Source organism: Actinoplanes couchii, from assembly GCF_016862075.1.
GTDB lineage: Bacteria > Actinomycetota > Actinomycetes > Mycobacteriales > Micromonosporaceae > Actinoplanes > Actinoplanes couchii.
Map to the genome: position 1 here is coordinate 1 of NZ_BOMG01000048.1, position 18375 is coordinate 18375.

General features: G+C 71.0%; 15 protein-coding genes. 7 read left to right on the top strand and 8 right to left on the bottom strand.

Annotation, left to right across the window (positions count from 1 at the left end):
* Position 1 precedes the first annotated feature (1 nt).
* From Aco03nite_RS18155 to Aco03nite_RS18170, 4 genes are all read right to left on the bottom strand, one after another.
* Positions 2–961: a GNAT family N-acetyltransferase gene (locus Aco03nite_RS18155; RefSeq protein ID WP_203796553.1), complete on the bottom strand. Its 960-nt coding sequence runs from the start codon at positions 959–961 to the stop codon at positions 2–4.
* Positions 962–1031: 70 nt separating this feature from the next.
* Positions 1032–1769 carry an SCO6745 family protein gene (locus tag Aco03nite_RS18160; RefSeq protein WP_203796554.1) on the bottom strand — a complete coding sequence of 246 codons (738 nt, stop codon included), beginning with the start codon at positions 1767–1769 and terminating at the stop codon, positions 1032–1034.
* A 59-nt stretch (positions 1770–1828) separates the two neighbouring features.
* Positions 1829–2782: a hypothetical protein gene (locus Aco03nite_RS18165; RefSeq protein ID WP_203796555.1), complete on the bottom strand. Its 954-nt coding sequence runs from the start codon at positions 2780–2782 to the stop codon at positions 1829–1831.
* A complete protein-coding gene (locus Aco03nite_RS18170; RefSeq protein ID WP_203796556.1) occupies positions 2779–3408 on the bottom strand; it encodes an MBL fold metallo-hydrolase in 630 nt (209 codons plus the stop codon). Before Aco03nite_RS18170 ends, Aco03nite_RS18165 begins: the two co-directional genes overlap by 4 nt.
* 111 nt (positions 3409–3519) lie before the next feature.
* Between Aco03nite_RS18170 and Aco03nite_RS18175 the strand changes: the two genes are divergently transcribed.
* Entirely contained in the window at positions 3520–4407 is an 888-nt protein-coding gene (locus Aco03nite_RS18175; RefSeq protein WP_239145246.1) for a DUF4349 domain-containing protein, read from the top strand.
* Here Aco03nite_RS18175 and Aco03nite_RS18180 read toward each other — a convergent pair.
* Positions 4404–5660, bottom strand: coding sequence for an amidohydrolase (locus Aco03nite_RS18180; protein WP_203796557.1), 1257 nt, complete (start codon positions 5658–5660; stop codon positions 4404–4406). The two genes, Aco03nite_RS18175 and Aco03nite_RS18180, sit on opposite strands and share 4 nt — an antisense overlap.
* A gap of 414 nt (positions 5661–6074) precedes the next feature.
* Between Aco03nite_RS18180 and Aco03nite_RS18185 the strand changes: the two genes are divergently transcribed.
* Positions 6075–8048 (top strand): serine/threonine-protein kinase, encoded by a 1974-nt coding sequence (locus Aco03nite_RS18185; protein WP_203796558.1) that lies wholly within the window; start codon positions 6075–6077, stop codon positions 8046–8048.
* A gap of 23 nt (positions 8049–8071) precedes the next feature.
* A complete protein-coding gene (locus Aco03nite_RS18190) occupies positions 8072–9712 on the top strand; it encodes a phospho-sugar mutase (protein ID WP_203796559.1) in 1641 nt (546 codons plus the stop codon).
* Positions 9713–9759: 47 nt separating this feature from the next.
* Here the strand turns inward: Aco03nite_RS18190 and Aco03nite_RS18195 are convergent, their stop codons facing one another.
* Positions 9760–10446: a GOLPH3/VPS74 family protein gene (locus tag Aco03nite_RS18195; RefSeq protein WP_203796560.1), complete on the bottom strand. Its 687-nt coding sequence runs from the start codon at positions 10444–10446 to the stop codon at positions 9760–9762.
* A 106-nt stretch (positions 10447–10552) separates the two neighbouring features.
* Entirely contained in the window at positions 10553–11554 is a 1002-nt protein-coding gene (galE, locus tag Aco03nite_RS18200) for a UDP-glucose 4-epimerase GalE (RefSeq protein ID WP_203796561.1), read from the bottom strand.
* 189 nt (positions 11555–11743) lie between these two features.
* On the opposite strand from galE, the gene Aco03nite_RS18205 reads away from it, so the two are divergent.
* Genes Aco03nite_RS18205 through Aco03nite_RS18215 form a run of 3 tightly spaced genes read left to right on the top strand, consistent with a single transcriptional unit; the run spans position 11744 to position 16236 of the window.
* Positions 11744–14602, top strand: coding sequence for a bifunctional glycosyltransferase/CDP-glycerol:glycerophosphate glycerophosphotransferase (locus Aco03nite_RS18205; RefSeq protein WP_275415878.1), 2859 nt, complete (start codon positions 11744–11746; stop codon positions 14600–14602).
* Positions 14595–15737, top strand: coding sequence for a glycosyltransferase (locus Aco03nite_RS18210; protein WP_203796563.1), 1143 nt, complete (start codon positions 14595–14597; stop codon positions 15735–15737). Before Aco03nite_RS18205 ends, Aco03nite_RS18210 begins: the two co-directional genes overlap by 8 nt.
* 10 nt (positions 15738–15747) lie before the next feature.
* Positions 15748–16236, top strand: a complete 489-nt coding sequence (locus tag Aco03nite_RS18215; protein WP_203796564.1) for an NUDIX hydrolase — start codon at positions 15748–15750, stop codon at positions 16234–16236.
* A gap of 516 nt (positions 16237–16752) precedes the next feature.
* On the opposite strand, the gene upp is transcribed toward Aco03nite_RS18215, so the two are convergent.
* Positions 16753–17385 carry a uracil phosphoribosyltransferase gene (gene upp, locus Aco03nite_RS18220; RefSeq protein ID WP_203796565.1) on the bottom strand — a complete coding sequence of 211 codons (633 nt, stop codon included), beginning with the start codon at positions 17383–17385 and terminating at the stop codon, positions 16753–16755.
* Positions 17386–17445: 60 nt separating this feature from the next.
* Between upp and deoC the strand changes: the two genes are divergently transcribed.
* The gene (gene deoC, locus Aco03nite_RS18225; RefSeq protein WP_203796566.1) at positions 17446–18375 is read left to right on the top strand and encodes a deoxyribose-phosphate aldolase; all 930 of its coding nucleotides are present in this window, start codon (positions 17446–17448) and stop codon (positions 18373–18375) included.

Sequence of the window (18375 nt, forward strand, 5' to 3'; positions counted from 1 at the left end):
CCTAGGTCGTCCGGATCTCGGTGCGGTAGATGTTCACCCTGTATAGCGGGGTCATGCCGACCTTGAGGTAGAGGCTCGCGGCGTCGGTCGGATTCTCCAGATCGACGCCCAGCCCGGCCTTCACCCGGCCCTTGGCCGCATAGGTGGTGAAGGCCCGGCGCAGCAGGGCCTCGCCGACCCCGCGCTTGCGGAATTCGCGGGCCACCGCTAGATAACGCACGAAACCCTCGCCGGCGTCCTCACTGTCGGACGACTGGAGCACACCGGCGATCTCCCCGTCGATCTCGGCGACGAACCACTCGTCGAAGACCGGCACCGACTCGCCCAGAAACTGCTCGCGCCAGCCGGCGTGACCCATCGCCGGATGGTCGGAGTCCTGGAACGCCTCCTCGATCACCCGGTGGAAGCGCCGCATCTCGGCCTCGTCGCCGGACCGCACCGGCCGGACCGTGACACCGGCCCGCGGCTCCGGCGCGACCGGGCCGACCCCGTCGAGCGGCATCTGCATCCGGGCGAACTGCTTGAGGAAGACGAAGCCGGCCCCGGTCAGGGCGGCGATCAACGCGTCCTCCCCCGGAACCGCCCCGGAACGGACCTCGTAGACGTCGTGACCGAACTCCCTGCCCCACTCAGCGGCCCGGGCCAGAATCGTCTCCAGGAGCGGCTGAAGGGCCGGAAGACCGGTCACCGGCCAGGTGTAGACGTTGACGAACTCCCGGGCGCCGCCGGTGTTGTTGCCCGGGTAGGCCCACCCGGACACCCGGCCGGACGGATCGAGAGCCAGCCAGCAGTCCCGCGCCGGATCGGTGTGCGGCGCGGTCAGCTCCTCGCGCACGTCGTCGGCGGTGAAGTCGAGCTCCCCCACGGCGGCGATGTCGCTGGCGTGCACCATCGCCAGGATCGCGGGCACGTCGTCGAGCGTGGGCCGTCGGGTGCTCCAGCCCGGGGGAAGTTCCGTCATCCCGGCATCGGACCACGCCCCGCTCCGCGCCCACCACCGATTTTCAGCGGGCCGACCGGTGCCCCGATTTTCAGCGGGCCAGCCGGTGCCCCAGCGACTCCAGCAGGCCGGCGAACTCGACCCGCTCCGGCTGGTCCAGAGCCGCATAAGCCTGGCCGGCCAGCGAGTCGGCCACCGCGTCGGCCCACAGCATGCGGCGGATCAGCGGGCCGGCCGGCGGGTAGGGCGCCTGCCAGCCGAGCGCGACCGCGCCGGTCTCGCCCTCCGGGCCGGCGATGATCGCCTCCAGCGGGGTGAGACCACCGGCCCGCACCGCGATCACGTGCACCCCCTGCCGGTGCTCGTGCAACAGGTGCAGGAGCACCGCCGCGCGGGCGCCGGGCAGCGTGTTCGGAGCGACCATCGCCCGCCACGCCGCGAACAACGGGAGCCCGGCGGCGTCGATCCGGTCCACCACCCGCTCGGACAGGTCGAGCAGCCGGGTCAGCCGGGGAAACCCGCCGAGGTGCTCGGCGCCCCAGTTGCACAGCTCGGCGAGGTGCCAGGTGGCCACCTTGGCCGGCGCGGACGACTTCACCGCCGCCTCCCAGCCGTCGGTGACCGCCTCCGGGGCGATGAACGCCAGCGCCGCCGCCACGGTCTCCGGTTTGACGTCGCCGAGCGCCCCGGCCCGGGCCGAGACGTGGTACGCCCAGCCGGAGAGCCCGAGCAGCCGGGCACCCTGGAGGGTGCGCGGTGATTCGGAGAAGGCACGGATGATCGCGGCGAGTCCCACTCGGGCGTTGGCGGCAGCCTGTTCCGGGGTCACCTGCCCGATTCTGCTCCCCTTGACCGTCTAAAGAAAATCATTGCTGTCCGCTAACAAAATCAGGACAGCTCGTCGAGGGCGGCCTGGGCGTCGCCGACCGCGCGACGGGCGGTGGCGGCCTCCCGTTCCGCGGTCCGGCGGGCCAGTTTGCGGCGGGCCACGTCGGCGGTCGCCTCGGTGCGCCGCCGCTCCAGCTCGGCGAGTTCCGCGTCGAGGTCCTCGACCCGGTGCTCGGCGTCCCGCTCGGCCTCCTCGGCCCGGCGCAGCCGCAGGTCGGCGCGTTTCTCGGCGTCCTCCGCGGCGGCCATCTCCCGCTCCAGCCCACGACGGCGACGCTGTTCGGCGGCGGCCTTCTCCCGGCGGCGCAGCTGATCGGCGGCGCTCTCCCGCGGCTCCGGCGGCTCCGGCGGCTCCTCCTGCTCCTCCTGCTCCTCCGGCTCCGGCGACTCTCGTGGCTCCTCCGGCGGGCGGCGATCGTCCGAGCCGGAAGAACCGGAAGAACCGTCGTCGGTGACCAGGCGCAGCCGGGGGCGGGGCACCTCGCCGAACCCGGCGTAACTGACCGCCCGGATCAGCCGCCCGCTCCGGATCTGTCCGGCGATCTCCGGCTCGGCCAGCGCCGCGGTGAAGGTCGCCTCCACCTCGGCGAGCGGCAGTTTGGCCCCGCCCGCACCGGACTCCACGGCCAGCCGCCGGGCGGCCTCCACCAGCGACGTGACGAAACGCCGCCGGTGCAGGGAGAGTTCCCGCATCTGGTCGCCCTGCAGGTCGCGCTGGGCGGCCCGCAGCGCGGTGGCGATCCCGGCCAGCTCGTCGAGCAGGTCGGGCCGCCGCAGTGCCACCAGGTTGACGATCCAGGCCGCCACGGTCGGCTTCTTCAGGGCGGCGAGCCGTTTGGCCGCCTCCCGGTCCCCGGCCGTGCGGGCGGCGGCGACGGCGGCGGCCCGGGCCGTGACGAACCCGTCCGGCGGCCCCTCGTAGAGCTCCCGGACGGTGTCGTCACCAGTGGTCACAGCACGCTGCCGGGCGTCACCTGACGGAACGTGGTCCCGGAGAACTTCTCCAGGTGGCTGCCGTAGACCGCCGCGCCCCGCTCGTTGATCAGCCCGTCGTGCAGGGCGAAGGCCCGGCCCGGCTGGATCCCGCGGACGAACTCCAGGGACTCGGCGATGGTCGCCCAGGGCGCGTTCATCGGCGCGAACAGGGTCTCCACCGGCTCGTCCGGCGCGACGAAGGAGTCACCCGGGTGGTAGAGGTTCGCGGCGCCGTCCGAGATCAGGAAGCCGAGGTTGGCGAAGACCGGCACGTACGGGTGGATGATCGCGTGTTGTCCGCCGTACCCGCGGATCTGGAAACCGGCCGCCTCGAAGGACTCGCCGGCGCCGACCGCGACCGTCGCCTCCGCCGCGTCCGGGAGCAGCTTCAGCACCGCCTCGTGGGCGTAGATCCGCAGCGCCGGGTTGCGGGCGGCGGCCGCCGTCACCGCCGCGACGTCGAGGTGGTCGAAGTGCTCGTGCGTGACGAGCACCGCGTCGGCGCCGTCCAATGCGGACGCCTCGGAGAATTCACCAGGATCTACGACGAGTACTCCCCCGCCTTCGATGCGTAAACAGGAGTGCGTGAACTTCGTGACGCGCACAGGACCCCTCCGCTGCTGAAATGTGACCACTCATCTCGCAGTCTGCCGGAACCGGGAGGTGCCCGCCGTGCGTCCCACGGGCAGTGAAGACTTGAGGATCGGGGCTGCCACATGAACAAACGGGGACTCACCGCCGCATTGCTGGCGGGTCTGATGCTTGCCGGTTGCGGCGCGGACAACAGTGACGAGGGCACCACCAGTTCGGCCGTCGCGCCGCAGGCGGCCCGGCAGGACGCGGCGGGTGGCGCGGCGGAGGAGAAGGCCGCGGCGCCGGCGGCCGGCCAGAACGTCCCGGCCGAGGCGCCGAAACTGGCGGTGGACCAGCGCTCGATCGTCTACACCGGTTCGATCACCGTCCGGGTGGACGACGTGACCGCCGCCTCGGCCCAGGTCACCGGGATCGCGACCGGTTCGGGCGGGTTCGTCAGCGGCGACGAGCGGACCAGCGGTGACGGCTCGGCCAGCGCGAACATCCAGCTGCGGATCCCGGCCGACAAGTTCACCTCGGTGGTCGACCAGCTCGGCAAGCTGGGCAAGGAGGAGTCCCGCGGGATCAGCACCGAGGACGTCACCGAGCAGGTGGTCGACCTGGACGCCCGGATCGCCGTGCAGAAGGCCCGGGTGGACAGCGGCCGCCGTCTGCTGGCCGAGGCGAAGTCGCTGAACGACCTGGTGATGCTGGAGCGCGAGGTGGCCACCCGGGAGTCGGACCTGGCGTCGCTGGAGGCGAAGAAGCGCCGGCTGGACGACCTGACCGCGCTCTCCACGATCACCGTGGTGCTGCTGGATCCGGCGGCCGTCCGTGCCGACGGCGACGAGCCGACCGGGTTCCTGGGCGGGCTGCTCGGCGGCTGGAACGCGCTGGTCCTGTCGATGGGCGTGCTGCTCACCGTGCTCGGCGCGCTGCTGCCCTGGGTCCTGGCGATCGGGCTCCCGGCGTGGGCGGTCGTCGTCGCGGTGCGGCGTTACCGTCGCCGCACCGCTCCGACCACTCCCTAGAACGCGCCGGTGGCGAGGGCGGCCAGCGCGGTGTGCGCCATCACCCGGACACCGTGCGCGATGCAGCTCTCGTCCACGTCGAAGTCGCCCTGGTGCAGGTCGTGCCGGACGTCGGAGCCGGCCCGCCCGGTGCCGAGCCGGATCATCGCGCCGGGCACGTGCTCCAGGTAGAACGAGAAGTCCTCGCCACCCATGCTGAGCTCGGCCTCCACCACCCGGTCGGGGCCGAGCGCGGCGCCGGCGGCACCGGCGATGACGGCCGAGGCCATCCGATCGTTGATCACCGGCGGGACGCCGCGGATGTAGTTGACGTCCACCTCGGCGCCGGTCGGGGCGGCCACGTCCCGGATCAGCTTGGTGATCAGCTCCGGCGCGTCGCGCCAGGCCTCCCGGCTGAGCACCCGGATGGTGCCGCGCAGCTCGCCCGCGCCCGGGATCGCGTTGAACGCCTGGCCGGCGTGCACCGCGCCCCACACCAGCGACAGCCCGGACCGCGGGTCGACCCGGCGGCTGAGCAGTGCCGGGACGTCCACGATCAGCTTGCCCAGGGCGTACACCAGATCGGCGGTCAGGTGTGGCCGCGCGGTGTGCCCGCCGGGACCGGTGAGCTTGACCTCGACCGCGTCGGCGGCCGCGGTGAACGGCCCGGACCGCACCCCGACCAGGCCGGCCGGCAGCTGCGGGTAGCAGTGCAGGGCGTAGATGGCGTCGACGTCCTTGAGACCGCCGGCGGCGATCACCTCGGGCGCGCCGGACGGCATCGCCTCCTCGGCCGGCTGGAAGATCAGCCGCACCCGGCCGGGCAGCAGACCCTGCTCGTTCAGCTGCGCGAGGGCCATCCCGAGGCCGAGCACGACAGTGGTGTGCACGTCGTGGCCGCAGGCGTGCGCCTGGCCGTCGACGGTGCTGCGGTACGCCACGTCCTTGAGGTCCTGCAGCGGCAGCGAGTCGATGTCGGCGCGGAACGCGATGGTGCGCGAGCCCTCACCGATGTCGCAGATGACGCCGTTGCCGCGGGGCAGCATCCGCGGGCTGAGACCGGCGACGGTCAGCTCACGGGCGATCAGGGCCGCGGTCTCGAACTCGGAGTGTGACGGTTCGGGGTGCGCGTGAATGTGTCTGCGAATCGCTACCAGCTCGGCGCCCCTCGATGCGAGCCAGCGGTCGAGCCGGCCGGGGAGCGGGTCGGTGCCGGGCAGTTGGCCGGGCCACGACGTATCGGCACCCTCGGGCGCCTCCAGAGCAGTAGTCACGTCGGATTCCGTATCACTCTCGTACTTCGTCGGATTTCGCAACGCGCGACAGCTTAGTCCCGATCCTGGTAACGCTGTGTAACGGTCGCGTAAAGAGGTGCTCTCAGGGGAGATCGTCCCGGCACGCCAGCACTTCAACGGGTAGAGGATCGCAGAGGTGACGCGACACACTACCGGTCCGTCGATCGGCTAGGAACCGCTCGATGGGGTGATCCTGTCAACGGTAAGACGTTCACACCACCGGTGACACCAGTACCCCGATCAAGGTCACGCACCCCCACAGTGGGCTACCCGGTCACTACACAGGGTCGAAGTCCGGTTAACAGTGACCTGGCGGCTTTCGTTCGGGGCCACCCTGCGGGCAAGATAGCGTGGTTGGCCGACAGCCCCTATACCCCCTCGGTGGCATCCTCAGTGACTCAAATTCCGACGTGGAGCGGTGGGAACACATCTCCAACCAGCGGACGCGCAGCTCCTGGCACGCTCATCGGCGGGCGTTACACACTGCGTGCCGCGGTGGGACACGGCGGCATGGGCACCGTGTGGCGCGCGGCGGACACTCTGTTGCGCCGCGATGTGGCGATCAAAGAGGTCATACTCCCGCCCGGCCTGGCTCCCAGCGACCGGGACGCGATGTACGAGCGGACCATGCGCGAGGCCCGGGCCGCGGCCGCGCTCCAGCACCCGGCGGTGGTGCAGGTCTACGACGTGGTGCACGAGAACGGCCGCCCGTGGATCGTGATGGAGCTGCTGGACGCCCGCAGCCTCGCCGACATGGTGATCGAGGACGGCCCGGTCTCCCCGCGGGTGGTCGCGAAGATCGGCATCGCCCTGCTCGGCGCGCTCGAGGTGGCGCACGCGCACGGCGTCCTGCACCGGGACGTCAAACCGGCCAACGTGCTGATCTGCGGTGACGGCCGCTGTGTGCTGACCGACTTCGGTGTCGCCCGGATGCCCACCGACGTGCAGCTGACCACGCCCGGCATGGTGCTCGGCTCGCCGCACTTCATCTCGCCGGAGCGGGCCATGGGCCACGACTTCGGCCCGCCCAGTGACCTGTTCTCGCTGGGCGTCACGCTCTACACCGCGATCGAGGGCCGGCCGCCGTTCGACAAGGGCGACCCGATCGAGACGATGCACTCGGTGGTCGAGGACCCGCCCGCCCCGGTGGTGCGGGCCGGCTCGCTGACCCCGGTGCTGATGGGCCTGCTGGAGAAGAACCCGGCCCAGCGGATGGACGTGACGACCGCCCGGACCATTCTGCGGCAGCAGCTGGCCGGCCCGCTGGCCAGCAAGAACCCGCCGCACATGATGACCGATCCGTACTCGGTCGTCCCCGCGTCGCGCCCGGTCAGCCCGCCGCCGGCGGCCGAGACCCAGCCGATCCCGCCGCAGCCCAGCGGCCAGATCGGCGGGCGCGCCATGCTGGACCCGAGCGAGTCGCTCACCGACCACCTGGCCAAGCTGGAGCAGCAGAACGGCGGTGGCCGCCGGCGCGCGCCCGAGCCGCCGCCCGCGCTGCCCGCCGGGGGCCCGAGCGCTCCCACCGGCCAGATGCCCTCCTTCAAGCTGCCCGACGGCGGCCGCAGCCAGCAGGACGGCGGCCGGGGCCGGGCCGGCGGCGAGACCACCAGCGTCATCCCGCCGCAGAGCCCGTGGGGGCAGCAGCCGCCCGGCGGCGGTCCCCGCCCGGGCACCGTGGTGATGAGCCCGGCCGCCAAGCGGAAGGCCACGATCGACAACGTGGTCGGCACCGCCAAGGAGACCACCGCCAAGGCGGTCAGCACGTTCCAGTCGTGGCCGCGCAACAAGCAGCTGATCTCCGGTGGCGCGGCCGCCGCGGTGGTGCTGATCCTGGTGCTGGTCTTCGCGATGACCGGGAACGCCGACGACTCGGCCGCGCCGACCGAGGCCGCACCGCAGCAGAGCGCTCCGGCGGCCCCGGCCGTGGAGACCCAGCCGTACAAGGGCAACGCCGCGGTCAGCGTGCAGGTCCCGGCCGGCTGGACCAGGTCGGCCGGTGGCGTCTACGTGGAGTACATCGAGCCCGACGACAAGACCACCAAGGTCCGCATCCTGGTGGAGACGGGCAAGGTGACACCGAACAAGTTCGTCACCTCGACCGCTCCGGCCGGGCTGAAGAAGGGCAAGTCCTGCCCGGCGCCGTTCACCTCGGTCGCCACCACCGAGGTGACCATCTCCGGCAACCCGGGCGCGGAGCTGGAGTACACCTGCGGTGAGGGCGCCGACATGCGGCACGGCATCTGGCGGATGACCACGGTCGGCGGCAAGATGTACTCCTTCTTCCTGACCACGACCGACGCCAAGTACGCCGACTACAAGAAGTACTACGACGTCATGACCGAGACGTTCCAGCTCAACCTCTGATCGCACTGTGCTATCAATCCCTGATGGCACCACAAGTTGATGTTGACCTGATCGACCGGGCCGAGGCCTGGCTCTCCGACGACCCGGATCCGGCCAGCCGGGACGAGTTGCGCGCGGTGCTCGACGGGCTGCCGGGCACCGCGGCCGAGCTGGGCGACCGGTTCTCCGGGCCGCTCACCTTCGGCACCGCGGGGCTGCGCGGCCGGCTGCGGGCCGGGCCGAACGGCATGAACCTGGCCGTGGTCACCCGGGCGGCGGCCGGTCTGGTCGGCTGGCTGGCGGCGCAGGGCGGCGAGGGCCCGCTGGTCATCGGGTACGACGCCCGGCACGGTTCGCGGCAGTTCGCCGAGCGCACCGCCGAGGTCGCGACCGGGGCCGGGCGGGAGGCGCTGCTGCTGCCCGGGACGCTGCCGACGCCGGTGCTGGCGTACGCGGTGCGGGCCCTGGGCGCGGTCGCCGGGGTGATGGTCACGGCGAGTCACAACCCGCCGCAGGACAACGGTTACAAGGTCTACCTGGGCGCGTCGCTGGGCGGAGCGGACGGCGCGGGCGCGCAGATCGTCCCGCCCGCCGACGCCGGCATCGAGGCGGCCATCCGGGCGGTCACCAGCGTGGCGTCGGTCCCGCTGGGCGGTCCGGGCACGGTTCTGGGCGCCGAGATCCTCGCCGGGTACGTCGCGCAGGCCGCCGCGGTGCTCACCGAGGGCGGGCCGCGGGATCTGACCGTCGCGTACACGCCGATGCACGGGGTGGGCGGTTCGACGCTGGTGGCGGCGTTCGTCGCGGCCGGGTTCCCAGCGCCCGCGGTGGTGTCCGCGCAGGCCGAACCGGACCCGGAGTTCCCGACGGTGGCGTTCCCGAACCCGGAGGAGCCGGGCGCGATGGACCGGCTGCTGGCCCTGGCCGGGGCGAACCACGCCGACCTGGCGATCGCCAACGACCCGGACGCGGACCGTTGTGCGGTGGCGATCCCCGGGCCGGACGGCTGGCGGCCGTTGCGCGGCGACGAGCTGGGTGTGCTCCTGGCCGACCACCTGATCCGCCGCGGCACCCCGGGCCTGTACGCGACCACGATCGTCTCGTCGTCGCTGCTGGGCCGGATCTGCGCGGCCCGGGGCGTGCCCTACGCGGAGACGCTGACCGGCTTCAAGTGGATCGTGCGGGCGGCCGAGGACCTGGCGTACGGCTACGAGGAGGCGCTCGGCTACTGCGCGGCCCCGGCGATGGTCCGCGACAAGGACGGCATCACCGCCGCGCTGACCGTGGCCGAGCTGGCGGCCGGGCTCAAGGCCGAGGGGAAGTCGCTGGCCGGGCGGCTGGACGAGCTGGCCGCCGAGTTCGGCCTGCACGCCACCGACCAGCTGTCGGTACGCGTCGACGACCTGGCCGACATCGGCCGGGCGATGACCCGGGCACGGCAGAATCCGCCCACGACTCTGCTCGGCGCGCCGGTGACCGAGGTGACCGACATGCTGCCGGAGAACGACGTGCTGACCTTCCGCACGGCGACGACACGTGTGGTGATCCGCCCGTCCGGCACGGAGCCGAAGCTCAAGGCGTACCTGGAAGTGGTGGTGGACGGTGACCCGGTGACCGCCCGGACCCGGGCGGCGACCGACCTGACGGCGCTCCGTACCGAGATCGCGGCAACGCTCGGTATCTAGCGGACCCGACCCGGGGGAAGCTGCACGACTCCCCCGGGTAACCCGGCTCAGATCGGCTTGGGTGCGCCCAGCGCGGCCTGGATCGCCTTGCCCAGGGTGGCCACCACCAGCGCGACGCTCGGCCGCACGATGGAGTCCTCCAGGGTCACGTCACCGACGAAACCGGCGTTGCTGGCGATCTCGGCGAGCCGCTCGTGGGCTCGCTCGACCTCCTCCTCGGGCAGCTTCAGCGCCGGCTCCATGCGCGCCGCGACGAGCAGCGTGGCCAGGGCGGCGGTGCGCTCGTCGGGCAGCGAGTTGCCGACCAGAGCGGTGGCCAGCCGGCCCCGGATCTCGGCCTCGTACGCCGGGTCGGAGGTCGGGTAGCGGTGCACGTGGATCACGCCGAGCTGGGTCTCGTCGACGTCACGCACGACGCCACGGGAGCACAGGTCCTCCAGCACCCGGGTGCGCAGCCGGTGCCGGAGCCGCTGCAGCCACTGGGCGGGCGTGTGCGGCTCCTCGGTGGCCACCTTTCCCAGGACCGCGTCGGCGACCGGGTCGCCCAGCGGGGTGGCGTCGGTGACCACGAGGTGACCGTCGGCGGCGTAGGCGATCCGGTTGGCCAGGGCGAGGTCGATCAACACCGCGGCGGCCATGCCCAGGTCCAGCCCGATGCGGGAGCCGGTGGCCTTTCCGGTCTGGTCGTCGTACGCGAGGAGGAGAAGTTCCTCCGCGAGCGGGATGGGGGTCATGTAACGCAACGATAGTGGCCCGGGTCATCCGGTCCGATCCCCAGGTCGGTCAGATCCGGGACGGTCCTACGATCCGGGCCTCCACCACTCGCCGCGGGTTGAGGAACTAACGGGCGAGATCCGGCAGGATCGTCTCGCGATGCGCGAACCAGGCCAGCGAGTCGCGGATGCCGTCGGCCACCGAGTGCTCGGCGCGCCAGCCCAGCAGGTCCGCGGCCCGGGTGCTGCGGGTGTAGGCGCCGGCCGAGTCGCCGGGCCGCCGCGGCGCCGTCTCGATCGCCACCGGCCGGTCGGCGACCTGGTTGAACGCCTCGACGAACTCGATCACCGTGGTGCCGGTGCCGGTGCCCAGGTTGATCGCCAGCGAGCCGTTCTCGAACGGCAGGACGTCGAACTCCTCCAGCGCGCGCAGGTGGGCGCCGGCCAGGTCCCAGACGTGCACGTAGTCACGGATGCCGGAGCCGTCCCGGGTGGGGTAGTCGACGCCGGTCACCGGGAACGGCTGCCCCGCCCGGTAGACCTCGATCAGCTTGCCCAGGGCGTGGCTCGGCGAGCGCAGCTGCAGGCCGGTCCGCATCTTCGGGTCGGAGCCGATCGGGTTGAAGTAGCGCAGCGACAGCACCCGCAGCGGGGTGGCCGCGGTGATGTCGGCGAACATCTGCTCGACGATCAGCTTGGTCCGGGCGTACGGGCTCAGCGCGGTCAGCGCGGAGCTCTCGTCGACGGTGAAGTCGTCGCCGGGCTGGTAGATCGACGCCGACGAGCTGAACAGCAGCCGGGTGACGCCCTTGGCGATCAGGTGCTCGGCGAACTGCAGGGTCTTCGCAACGTTCTCACGGTAGTAGTGGATCGGGCGCTCCACCGACTCCGGCACCACGATCAGAGCGGCGCAGTGCACCACGGCGGTGATGTCCGGGTGCTCGTCGAAGATCCTGTCGAGCAGAACGGTGTCGGCGATGTCACCCTCGTAGAAGGGGCGGCCCTCGCAGAACTCCCGGCGGCCGGTGACCAGATTGTCGAGGACGACCGGCTGATGGCCGGCATCCAGCAGGCAGGAGGAGATCGTGCTGCCGATGAACCCCGCGCCACCCGCGACCAGAACCTTCACGAACGTCCTCCCCTATCCCGATATCCGCCACGAGGCTAGCCCACCCCCGGCATTCACCGTCACCTTGATCGTGAGCGGGCTGTTGGGCACCTGGCTGTAACCTATGATGCTGCCCGTCCCGCGTCCCGCCCGACCTCCTCATGGTTCTTCCGGTGGACGTGTGAGCTTTCAGAAAGGACCACGTCAACCGTGACCTCGTCCCAGCCCAGGCCCCCCGATGTCACAGTTGTGGTCATCGTCTACAACGACGCGGGCCGGGTCGCGACCGCGGTTCGTTCGGTCCTGGACCAATCGCTGCGCAGCCACGAGGTGATCGTGGTCGACGACCACAGCACCGACGGCACCCCGGCCGTGGTCGAGAAGCTCGTGGCCGAGCACCCGGACACGGTCCGGTTCATCCGCCTGCCCGCCAACTCCGGCCACTGCGGCGCCCCCCGCAACGCCGGGGTGGCCGCCGCCCGCGGCCGGTTCATCATGTTCCTGGACAGTGACGACACCCTCGACGTGCACGCCTGCCGCAACATGGTGGCCGAGGCCGAGCAGACCGAGGCGGACATGGTCATCGGCCGGTGTGTGCGGCACGACGTCGCCACCGGCAAGGAGACCTCCTGGATGCCGTGGCTGGTCAAGCAGAAGGTGGTCTACACGTCGCTGCGGGAGCAGCCCGAGCTGCTCTACGACGTGCTGTCGACGAACAAGCTCTACCGGCACGACTTCCTGGTCCGGGAGAATCTGACCTTCCTGGAGGACCGCCTCTACGAGGACAACCTGTTCTCGGCGAGCGCGTACATCGCGGCCAAGAAGATCGCGGTCATCCCGCAGCGCATCTACACGTGGAACATCGAGCGCAAGGCGGCGAATCTCTCGATCACCCGCCGGGCCGCCGACATCCGCAACATCACCGACCGGATCATCGTCACCAAGAAGATCGACGAGCTGCTGGCCAAGCACGACGCCGGTGACCTGCGGTTGCAGAAGGACGTCCGGTTCATCGAGAACGACCTGCGGGTCCACCTGGCCCGGCTGAGCCAGCTGCCCGAGGAGAACCAGCGGGCCCTGGTCGAGGCCGCCCGGCCCTACGTCCAGACGCTGCAGGACGACGCCTTCCGGGAGGCCAAGCCGCTGCCCGCGATGGCCGCCTACCTGGTCCGGCAGGGTGACTTCCACGGTGTCGCCGCGGTGCACGACTACATGGTCAACAAGCCGTTCCAGCCGCACCTGACCGCCGACCTGGTGGTCCGGGACGGCCGCGTCTACTGGAGCGACAGGCACCTGGACGACCCGCTGGGCCGTGAGGTCCTGGACGTCACCGAGATGGGGTTCCAGGACCGGCAGCTGAACAAGCTGCGCCTCGGTGGCACCGTCGACGCCCTGCAGCAGGACGGCGACGTGGTCACCGTGGCCGGGTCGTTCACCAACCCGCTCGGCCGGATCACCGAGGAGTCCGACCCGAAGGCGCAGCTGGTCATCACCGACCGGCGCAGCAAGCAGCGGGTCTTCCGGGTCGAGGCGCACCTGGCCGTGGACGAGCAGCGGATCGGCTGGCACGTCGCGTTCGCGCCGGAGAAGATCCTGCGCCCGGTCGGCCTGATCGACCCGCTCTACTCGGTGCGGCTGCACGTCACGGTCGGCGCCGAGCGTGCCGACCTGGCGCTGTTCGCCGATGACGACGTGCTCGACGCGATCCGGCTGCCCACCCGGCCCCGGCTCAGCCGGCTCACCGCCGACCTGCTGCAGGGCTACCGCACCGACAGCGGCAACCTGGCGCTGCGCCTGGAGGCCGACGGCGGCGCCGCCAAGCTGGGCACCGCGGCGATCACCGGGGTGCGCAGCACCAACTTCGGCGCCCGCGCCTGGGCCCGGGCCGCCGAGTTCCAGAAGTCGCTGCGCCAGCGCCGCAACACCCGGGCCACCAAGCTCTCCTGGTACGAGAACGTCTTCCTCAAGATGCCGGTGAAGAAGGGCACCGTGGTGTTCGAGAGCCACATGGGCAAGCAGTTCTCGGACAGCCCGCGGGCCATCTACGAGGAGATGAAACGGCAGAAGATCAAGTTCTCGCCGATCTGGGTGTACGCCGGGCACCCGACCGGGTTCCCGTCCGACGCCAAGCTGGTCAAACGGAACTCGTGGGGTTACCTGCAGGCGCTCGCCCAGGCCGAGTACTGGATCGACAACCAGGGTTTCCCGCACGACCTGCGCAAGCGCCCGGAGACCACGTACATCCAGACGTGGCACGGCTCGGCGTTCAAGCGGATGGGCTTCGACCAGGCCGACGTCAAGCGGCAGTCGGAGGCCCAGCAGACCCGGCTGAGCAACGCGATCGACCGGTTCGACTTCTTCATGGTCCGGTCCGCGCACGACGAGCGGACCCTCACCCGGGGCATGCGGGTCGGTGCGGAGCTGCTGCGGGTCGGTTACCCGCGCAACGACGCGCTGGTCAAGGGCGGTAACGACAAGGAGCTGGCGAAACTGCGCAAGCAGCTCGGGCTCACCGACGACCGCAAGGTGGTGCTGTACGCGCCGACCTTCCGCCCGGAGGAGGTGAACCGCCGCTCCGGCCTGCAACTGCCGTTCGACCTGAGCGAGTTCACCCACCGGTTCGGTGACGACATGGTGCTGCTGGTCCGCCCGCACTACCTGGTGTCGTTCGCCCTGCCGCCGGCGTACGGCCACTCGGTACGTAACGTCGCGAGTGTGCACGACGTGACGCCCCTGCTGCAGATCTCGGACGCGCTGATCACCGACTACTCGTCGCTGATGTTCGACTATTCGCTGCTCGACCGGCCGATGATCTTCCACGTGCCGGACTACGACAACTATGTCGGCGCCACCCGTGGGTCGTACTTCGACCTCGGCGAGACCGCGCCCGGCCCGCTGACCCGCACCTCGGAGGATCTGATCGCCGCGCTGGCCGATCTGGACGCCAACACCACCACGTTCGCCGAGAAGAGGCGGCAGTTCGTCGCCGAGTTCGGGGAGTACGACACCGGGGACGCCGCCAAGTCCGTCGTCGACCGCTTCTTCGGGACGGGGAACCGCCGTGGCTGAGCACCGGGACATCTTCATCGTCTGCAACACCGTGAACGAGCTGGGCGGCCTGAACCAGTGGGCGCACGACGTCGCCCGGCTGTTCACCGCCCGCGGGCACCGGGTCCGGCTGATCGGGGTGGAGCCCGCGGTCAACGTCCGCGACTTCGGCACCGACCTGCCCTACGAGACGATGACCCTGCACGCCGAGCAGCTGCCGCGCCGGGGCAAGGTGTCCGGCCTGGCCGCGCTGGGCCGGGGCATCCAGGAGCGCAAACGCCAGCAGATCTTCGAGGGCGGCGTCCGCAAGCTGTCCGGGATCCTGAGCACCGGCGGGACCGGCTCGGTGGTGATCGCCGCCCAGGTCTGGGCCGGCGAGTGGGTGGCCGCCGCGGACACCACCGGCATGCAGGTCATCGGCATGTCCCACGAGTCGTACGAGGCGTGCCGGGCCAGCAGCCGGTTCGCCCGGGTGAAGACGTTCTACACCGGCATGGACATGCACCTGTCCCTGACCGACGCGGACGCCGACGCCTGGGCCCGGGCCGGCATGTCCAACGTCGGCGCCATGCCGAACCCGCTGATGGTCACGCCGAAGACGCTGCCCACGCTGACCGAGAAGCGGATCGTCACGCTCGGCCGGCTCTCCCACGAGAAGGGCATCGACATGCTGCTCGAGGCGTGGGCGCAGGTCGCGCCGGCGCACCCGGACTGGTCGCTGGAGATCTACGGCGCCGGCCCGAACGAGCAGGCGCTGCGGGACCAGGCCCGGGAGCTGGGGCTGGACGACACCGCGCTGTTCCGGGGCAAGACCAACGACATCGACAGCGTGCTCGCCTCGTCGTCGGTCTACGTGCTGCCGTCGCGCCAGGAGGGCTTCCCGATCGCGCTGATGGAGGCGCTCGCCTACGGTCTGCCGGCGGTGTCGTTCGACTGCGCGCCAGGCATCCGCGAGCTGATCGAGGACGACGTCAGCGGCGGCCTGGTGATCACCGCGGGTAACGTTCCCGGTTTCGCCGCCGCCCTGACCCGGCTGATCGAGGACCGGGATCTGCGGGTCCGGCTGGGCGCCGCCGGGCGCGAGACGGTGCAGCGCTACACCCCGGACAGCATCATGGACCGCTGGGAGGCGCTGTTCACCCTGCTGGACCGTTAAGGTCTGCGGGATGCAAGCCATCATCGCTACTCTGGGTTACGTCTTCTCGCCGGATCGTCAGCGCATCCTGATGATCCGGCGGAACACCCGGCCCGACGACGTCCACTACGGGTACTACAACGGCCTGGGCGGCAAGCTGGAGCCCGGCGAGGACGTGGTGGACGGCATGCGCCGGGAGATCCGCGAGGAGGCCGGGATCGACTGCACCGGGCTCGAGCTGGCCGGCACGGTCTCCTGGCCCGGTTTCGGCCGCGACGGCGCCAACTGGTTCGGGTTCCTCTTCCGGATCACCGCCTGGACCGGCACGCCCCTGGACGGCAACGACGAGGGCAGTCTGCACTGGGTCGAGGTCGCCGACGTGCTGGCCGGGAAACTCCCGATGTGGGAGTCCGACCGCCATTTCCTGCCACTGGTCTTCGCCGAGAAGCCGGAAGTGTTCCACGGCGTCATGCCGTTCGCTTCCGGCCGTGCGCTGAGCTGGAACTTCAACACCATCTAGCGGATGTACGCCGCCCGGCCCCACAACCGCAGCGGCCCCTGCCGTCTCGTCACGCGAGGCGGGCGGTGTCACCGGTCACCCCGCGACCGCCGGGCGTGTGCGGTGGTTCCGGCATGGCGGCTCGCGCTTCGACGTCAGCGGGATCCGGTTCGGGGGCGCGCCCCCGCGTAGTGACGGCTCGGGGCACGGCCCGCGCGGTGACGGCTCGGGGCACGGCCCCGCGTGGTGATTCGCGTCGCGAATCACCACGCGGCAAAGGCACCGCATACGCCCGGCGGTCGCGGGTCGGCCTCGGGTGTCGCCGGGCTCGCGGGGCGGGGCAGAGCGAGGTGGTGCGGTTGTGGTGCCGTGTGGCGTAACAGCAAACGGTCTTGATCTTGCAGCTTTGCTTTGATCTTGCGGTTTGCCGTAGGGAGAACCCTCAGCCGACCTTGCGGTTGCCAGGGAAGGGCCCTCAGCCAGCCTTGCGATTAGTCGAGAGAAGGGCCCTCAGCCAGCCTTGCGATTAGCCTGGCCTCAGAAGCGGCGCATGCCGCCGAACTGGCGGTCGCCGGCGTCGCCCAGGCCGGGGACGATGTAGGCCTTCTCGTTCAGGCCCTGGTCGATCGAGGCGGTGACCAGGCGCAGCGGGAGGCCCGAATTCGCCAGGCGGTCGACGCCCTCCGGAGCCGCGAGCACGCAGCAGATGATGATGTCGGTGCAGCCGCGGTCGGCGAGCAGCTTGCAGCAGTGCAGCAGCGAGCCGCCGGTGGCCAGCATCGGGTCGAGGACCAGCACCGGCTGGTTCGACAGGTCCACCGGCAGCGACTCCATGTAGGCGCGCGGCTCGTGCGTCTCCTCGTCACGGGCCAGGCCGACGAAGCCCATCGACGACTCGGGCAGCAGGCCCAGCGCGGCGTCGGCCATGCCCAGGCCGGCCCGGAGCACCGGGACGATCAGCGGCGGGTTGGCGAGCCGGGTGCCCTCGGTGGCGGCGACCGGCGTCTCGATGGGGTACTTCTCGACGGCGAACAGCCGGGCGGCCTCGTAGACCACCATGGTGGTCAACTCGTGCAGCGAGGCGCGGAAGACACCGGATTCGGTGTCGGTGCGGCGCATCGCGGTGAGTCGCGTCTGTGCCAGCGGGTGATCTACTACAAGGACGTCCACGGCTGACAACCTATCGTTCAATCAAGATCAACTGTCACAGGGTTGCGTAGAATCCCTTTCATGACTGTGACAGCGTCCGCTGAACTGTCCGATCTCCGCTCCTTCCTGCACGGCCTGCCCGGGGTCGACAAGGTGGGCGTCGAGGCGCGGGCGGCGGCGCTCGCCACTCGCTCGATCAAGGCGGATTCCAAGGCGGCAGCGATCGACCTGGCCATCCGGATGGTCGACCTGACCACGCTCGAGGGCGCCGACACGCCCGGCAAGGTGCGCGCGCTCTGCGCCAAGGCGATCCGCCCCGACCCGGCCGATCCGGCCTGCCCGCCGGTCGCGGCGATCTGCGTCTACCCGGCGATGGCCCCGATCGCGGCCGCCGCCCTGGCCGGTTCCGGGGTTCATCTGGCCAGCGTCGCGACCGCCTTCCCGTCCGGTCAGGCCCCGCTGGAGGTCAAGCTGGCCGACACCCGCGACGCGGTGGCCGCCGGCGCCGACGAGATCGACATGGTGATCAGCCGGGGCGCGTTCCTGGCCGGTGACTACCGCCGGGTCTTCGACGAGATCGTGGCGGTCAAACAAGCGTGCGGCGACGCCCATCTCAAGGTGATCCTGGAGACCGGCGAGCTGGCCACCTACGACAACATCAGGCGCGCGTCCTGGCTGGCGATGCTGGCCGGCGCCGACTTCATCAAGACCTCGACCGGCAAGGTCAGCGTCAACGCCACCCTGCCGATCACGCTGGTCATGCTGGAGGCGGTGCGGGACTTCCGGGAGCGGCACGGCCGGATCATCGGGGTCAAACCGGCGGGCGGCATCAAGACCACCAAGGACGCGATCAAGTACCTGGTGCTGATCAACGAGACCGTGGGCGACGAGTGGCTGCACCCCGACCGGTTCCGGTTCGGCGCCTCCTCGCTGCTCAACGACCTGCTCATGCAGCGCACCAAGCTGACCACCGGCCACTACGCCGGCCCGGACTACTTCACCCTGGACTGA

Bases quoted from the DNA above. Each gene is read 5' to 3' on its own strand.
- Aco03nite_RS18155 (WP_203796553.1), bottom strand. From the start codon at position 961: ATGACGGAACTTCCCCCGGGCTGGAGCACCCGACGGCCCACGCTCGAC.
- Aco03nite_RS18175 (WP_239145246.1), top strand. From the start codon at position 3,520: ATGAACAAACGGGGACTCACCGCCGCATTGCTGGCGGGTCTGATGCTT.
- Aco03nite_RS18190 (WP_203796559.1), top strand. From the start codon at position 8,072: ATGGCACCACAAGTTGATGTTGACCTGATCGACCGGGCCGAGGCCTGG.
- Aco03nite_RS18195 (WP_203796560.1), bottom strand. From the start codon at position 10,446: ATGACCCCCATCCCGCTCGCGGAGGAACTTCTCCTCCTCGCGTACGAC.
- Aco03nite_RS18215 (WP_203796564.1), top strand. From the start codon at position 15,748: ATGCAAGCCATCATCGCTACTCTGGGTTACGTCTTCTCGCCGGATCGT.
- deoC (WP_203796566.1), top strand. From the start codon at position 17,446: ATGACTGTGACAGCGTCCGCTGAACTGTCCGATCTCCGCTCCTTCCTG.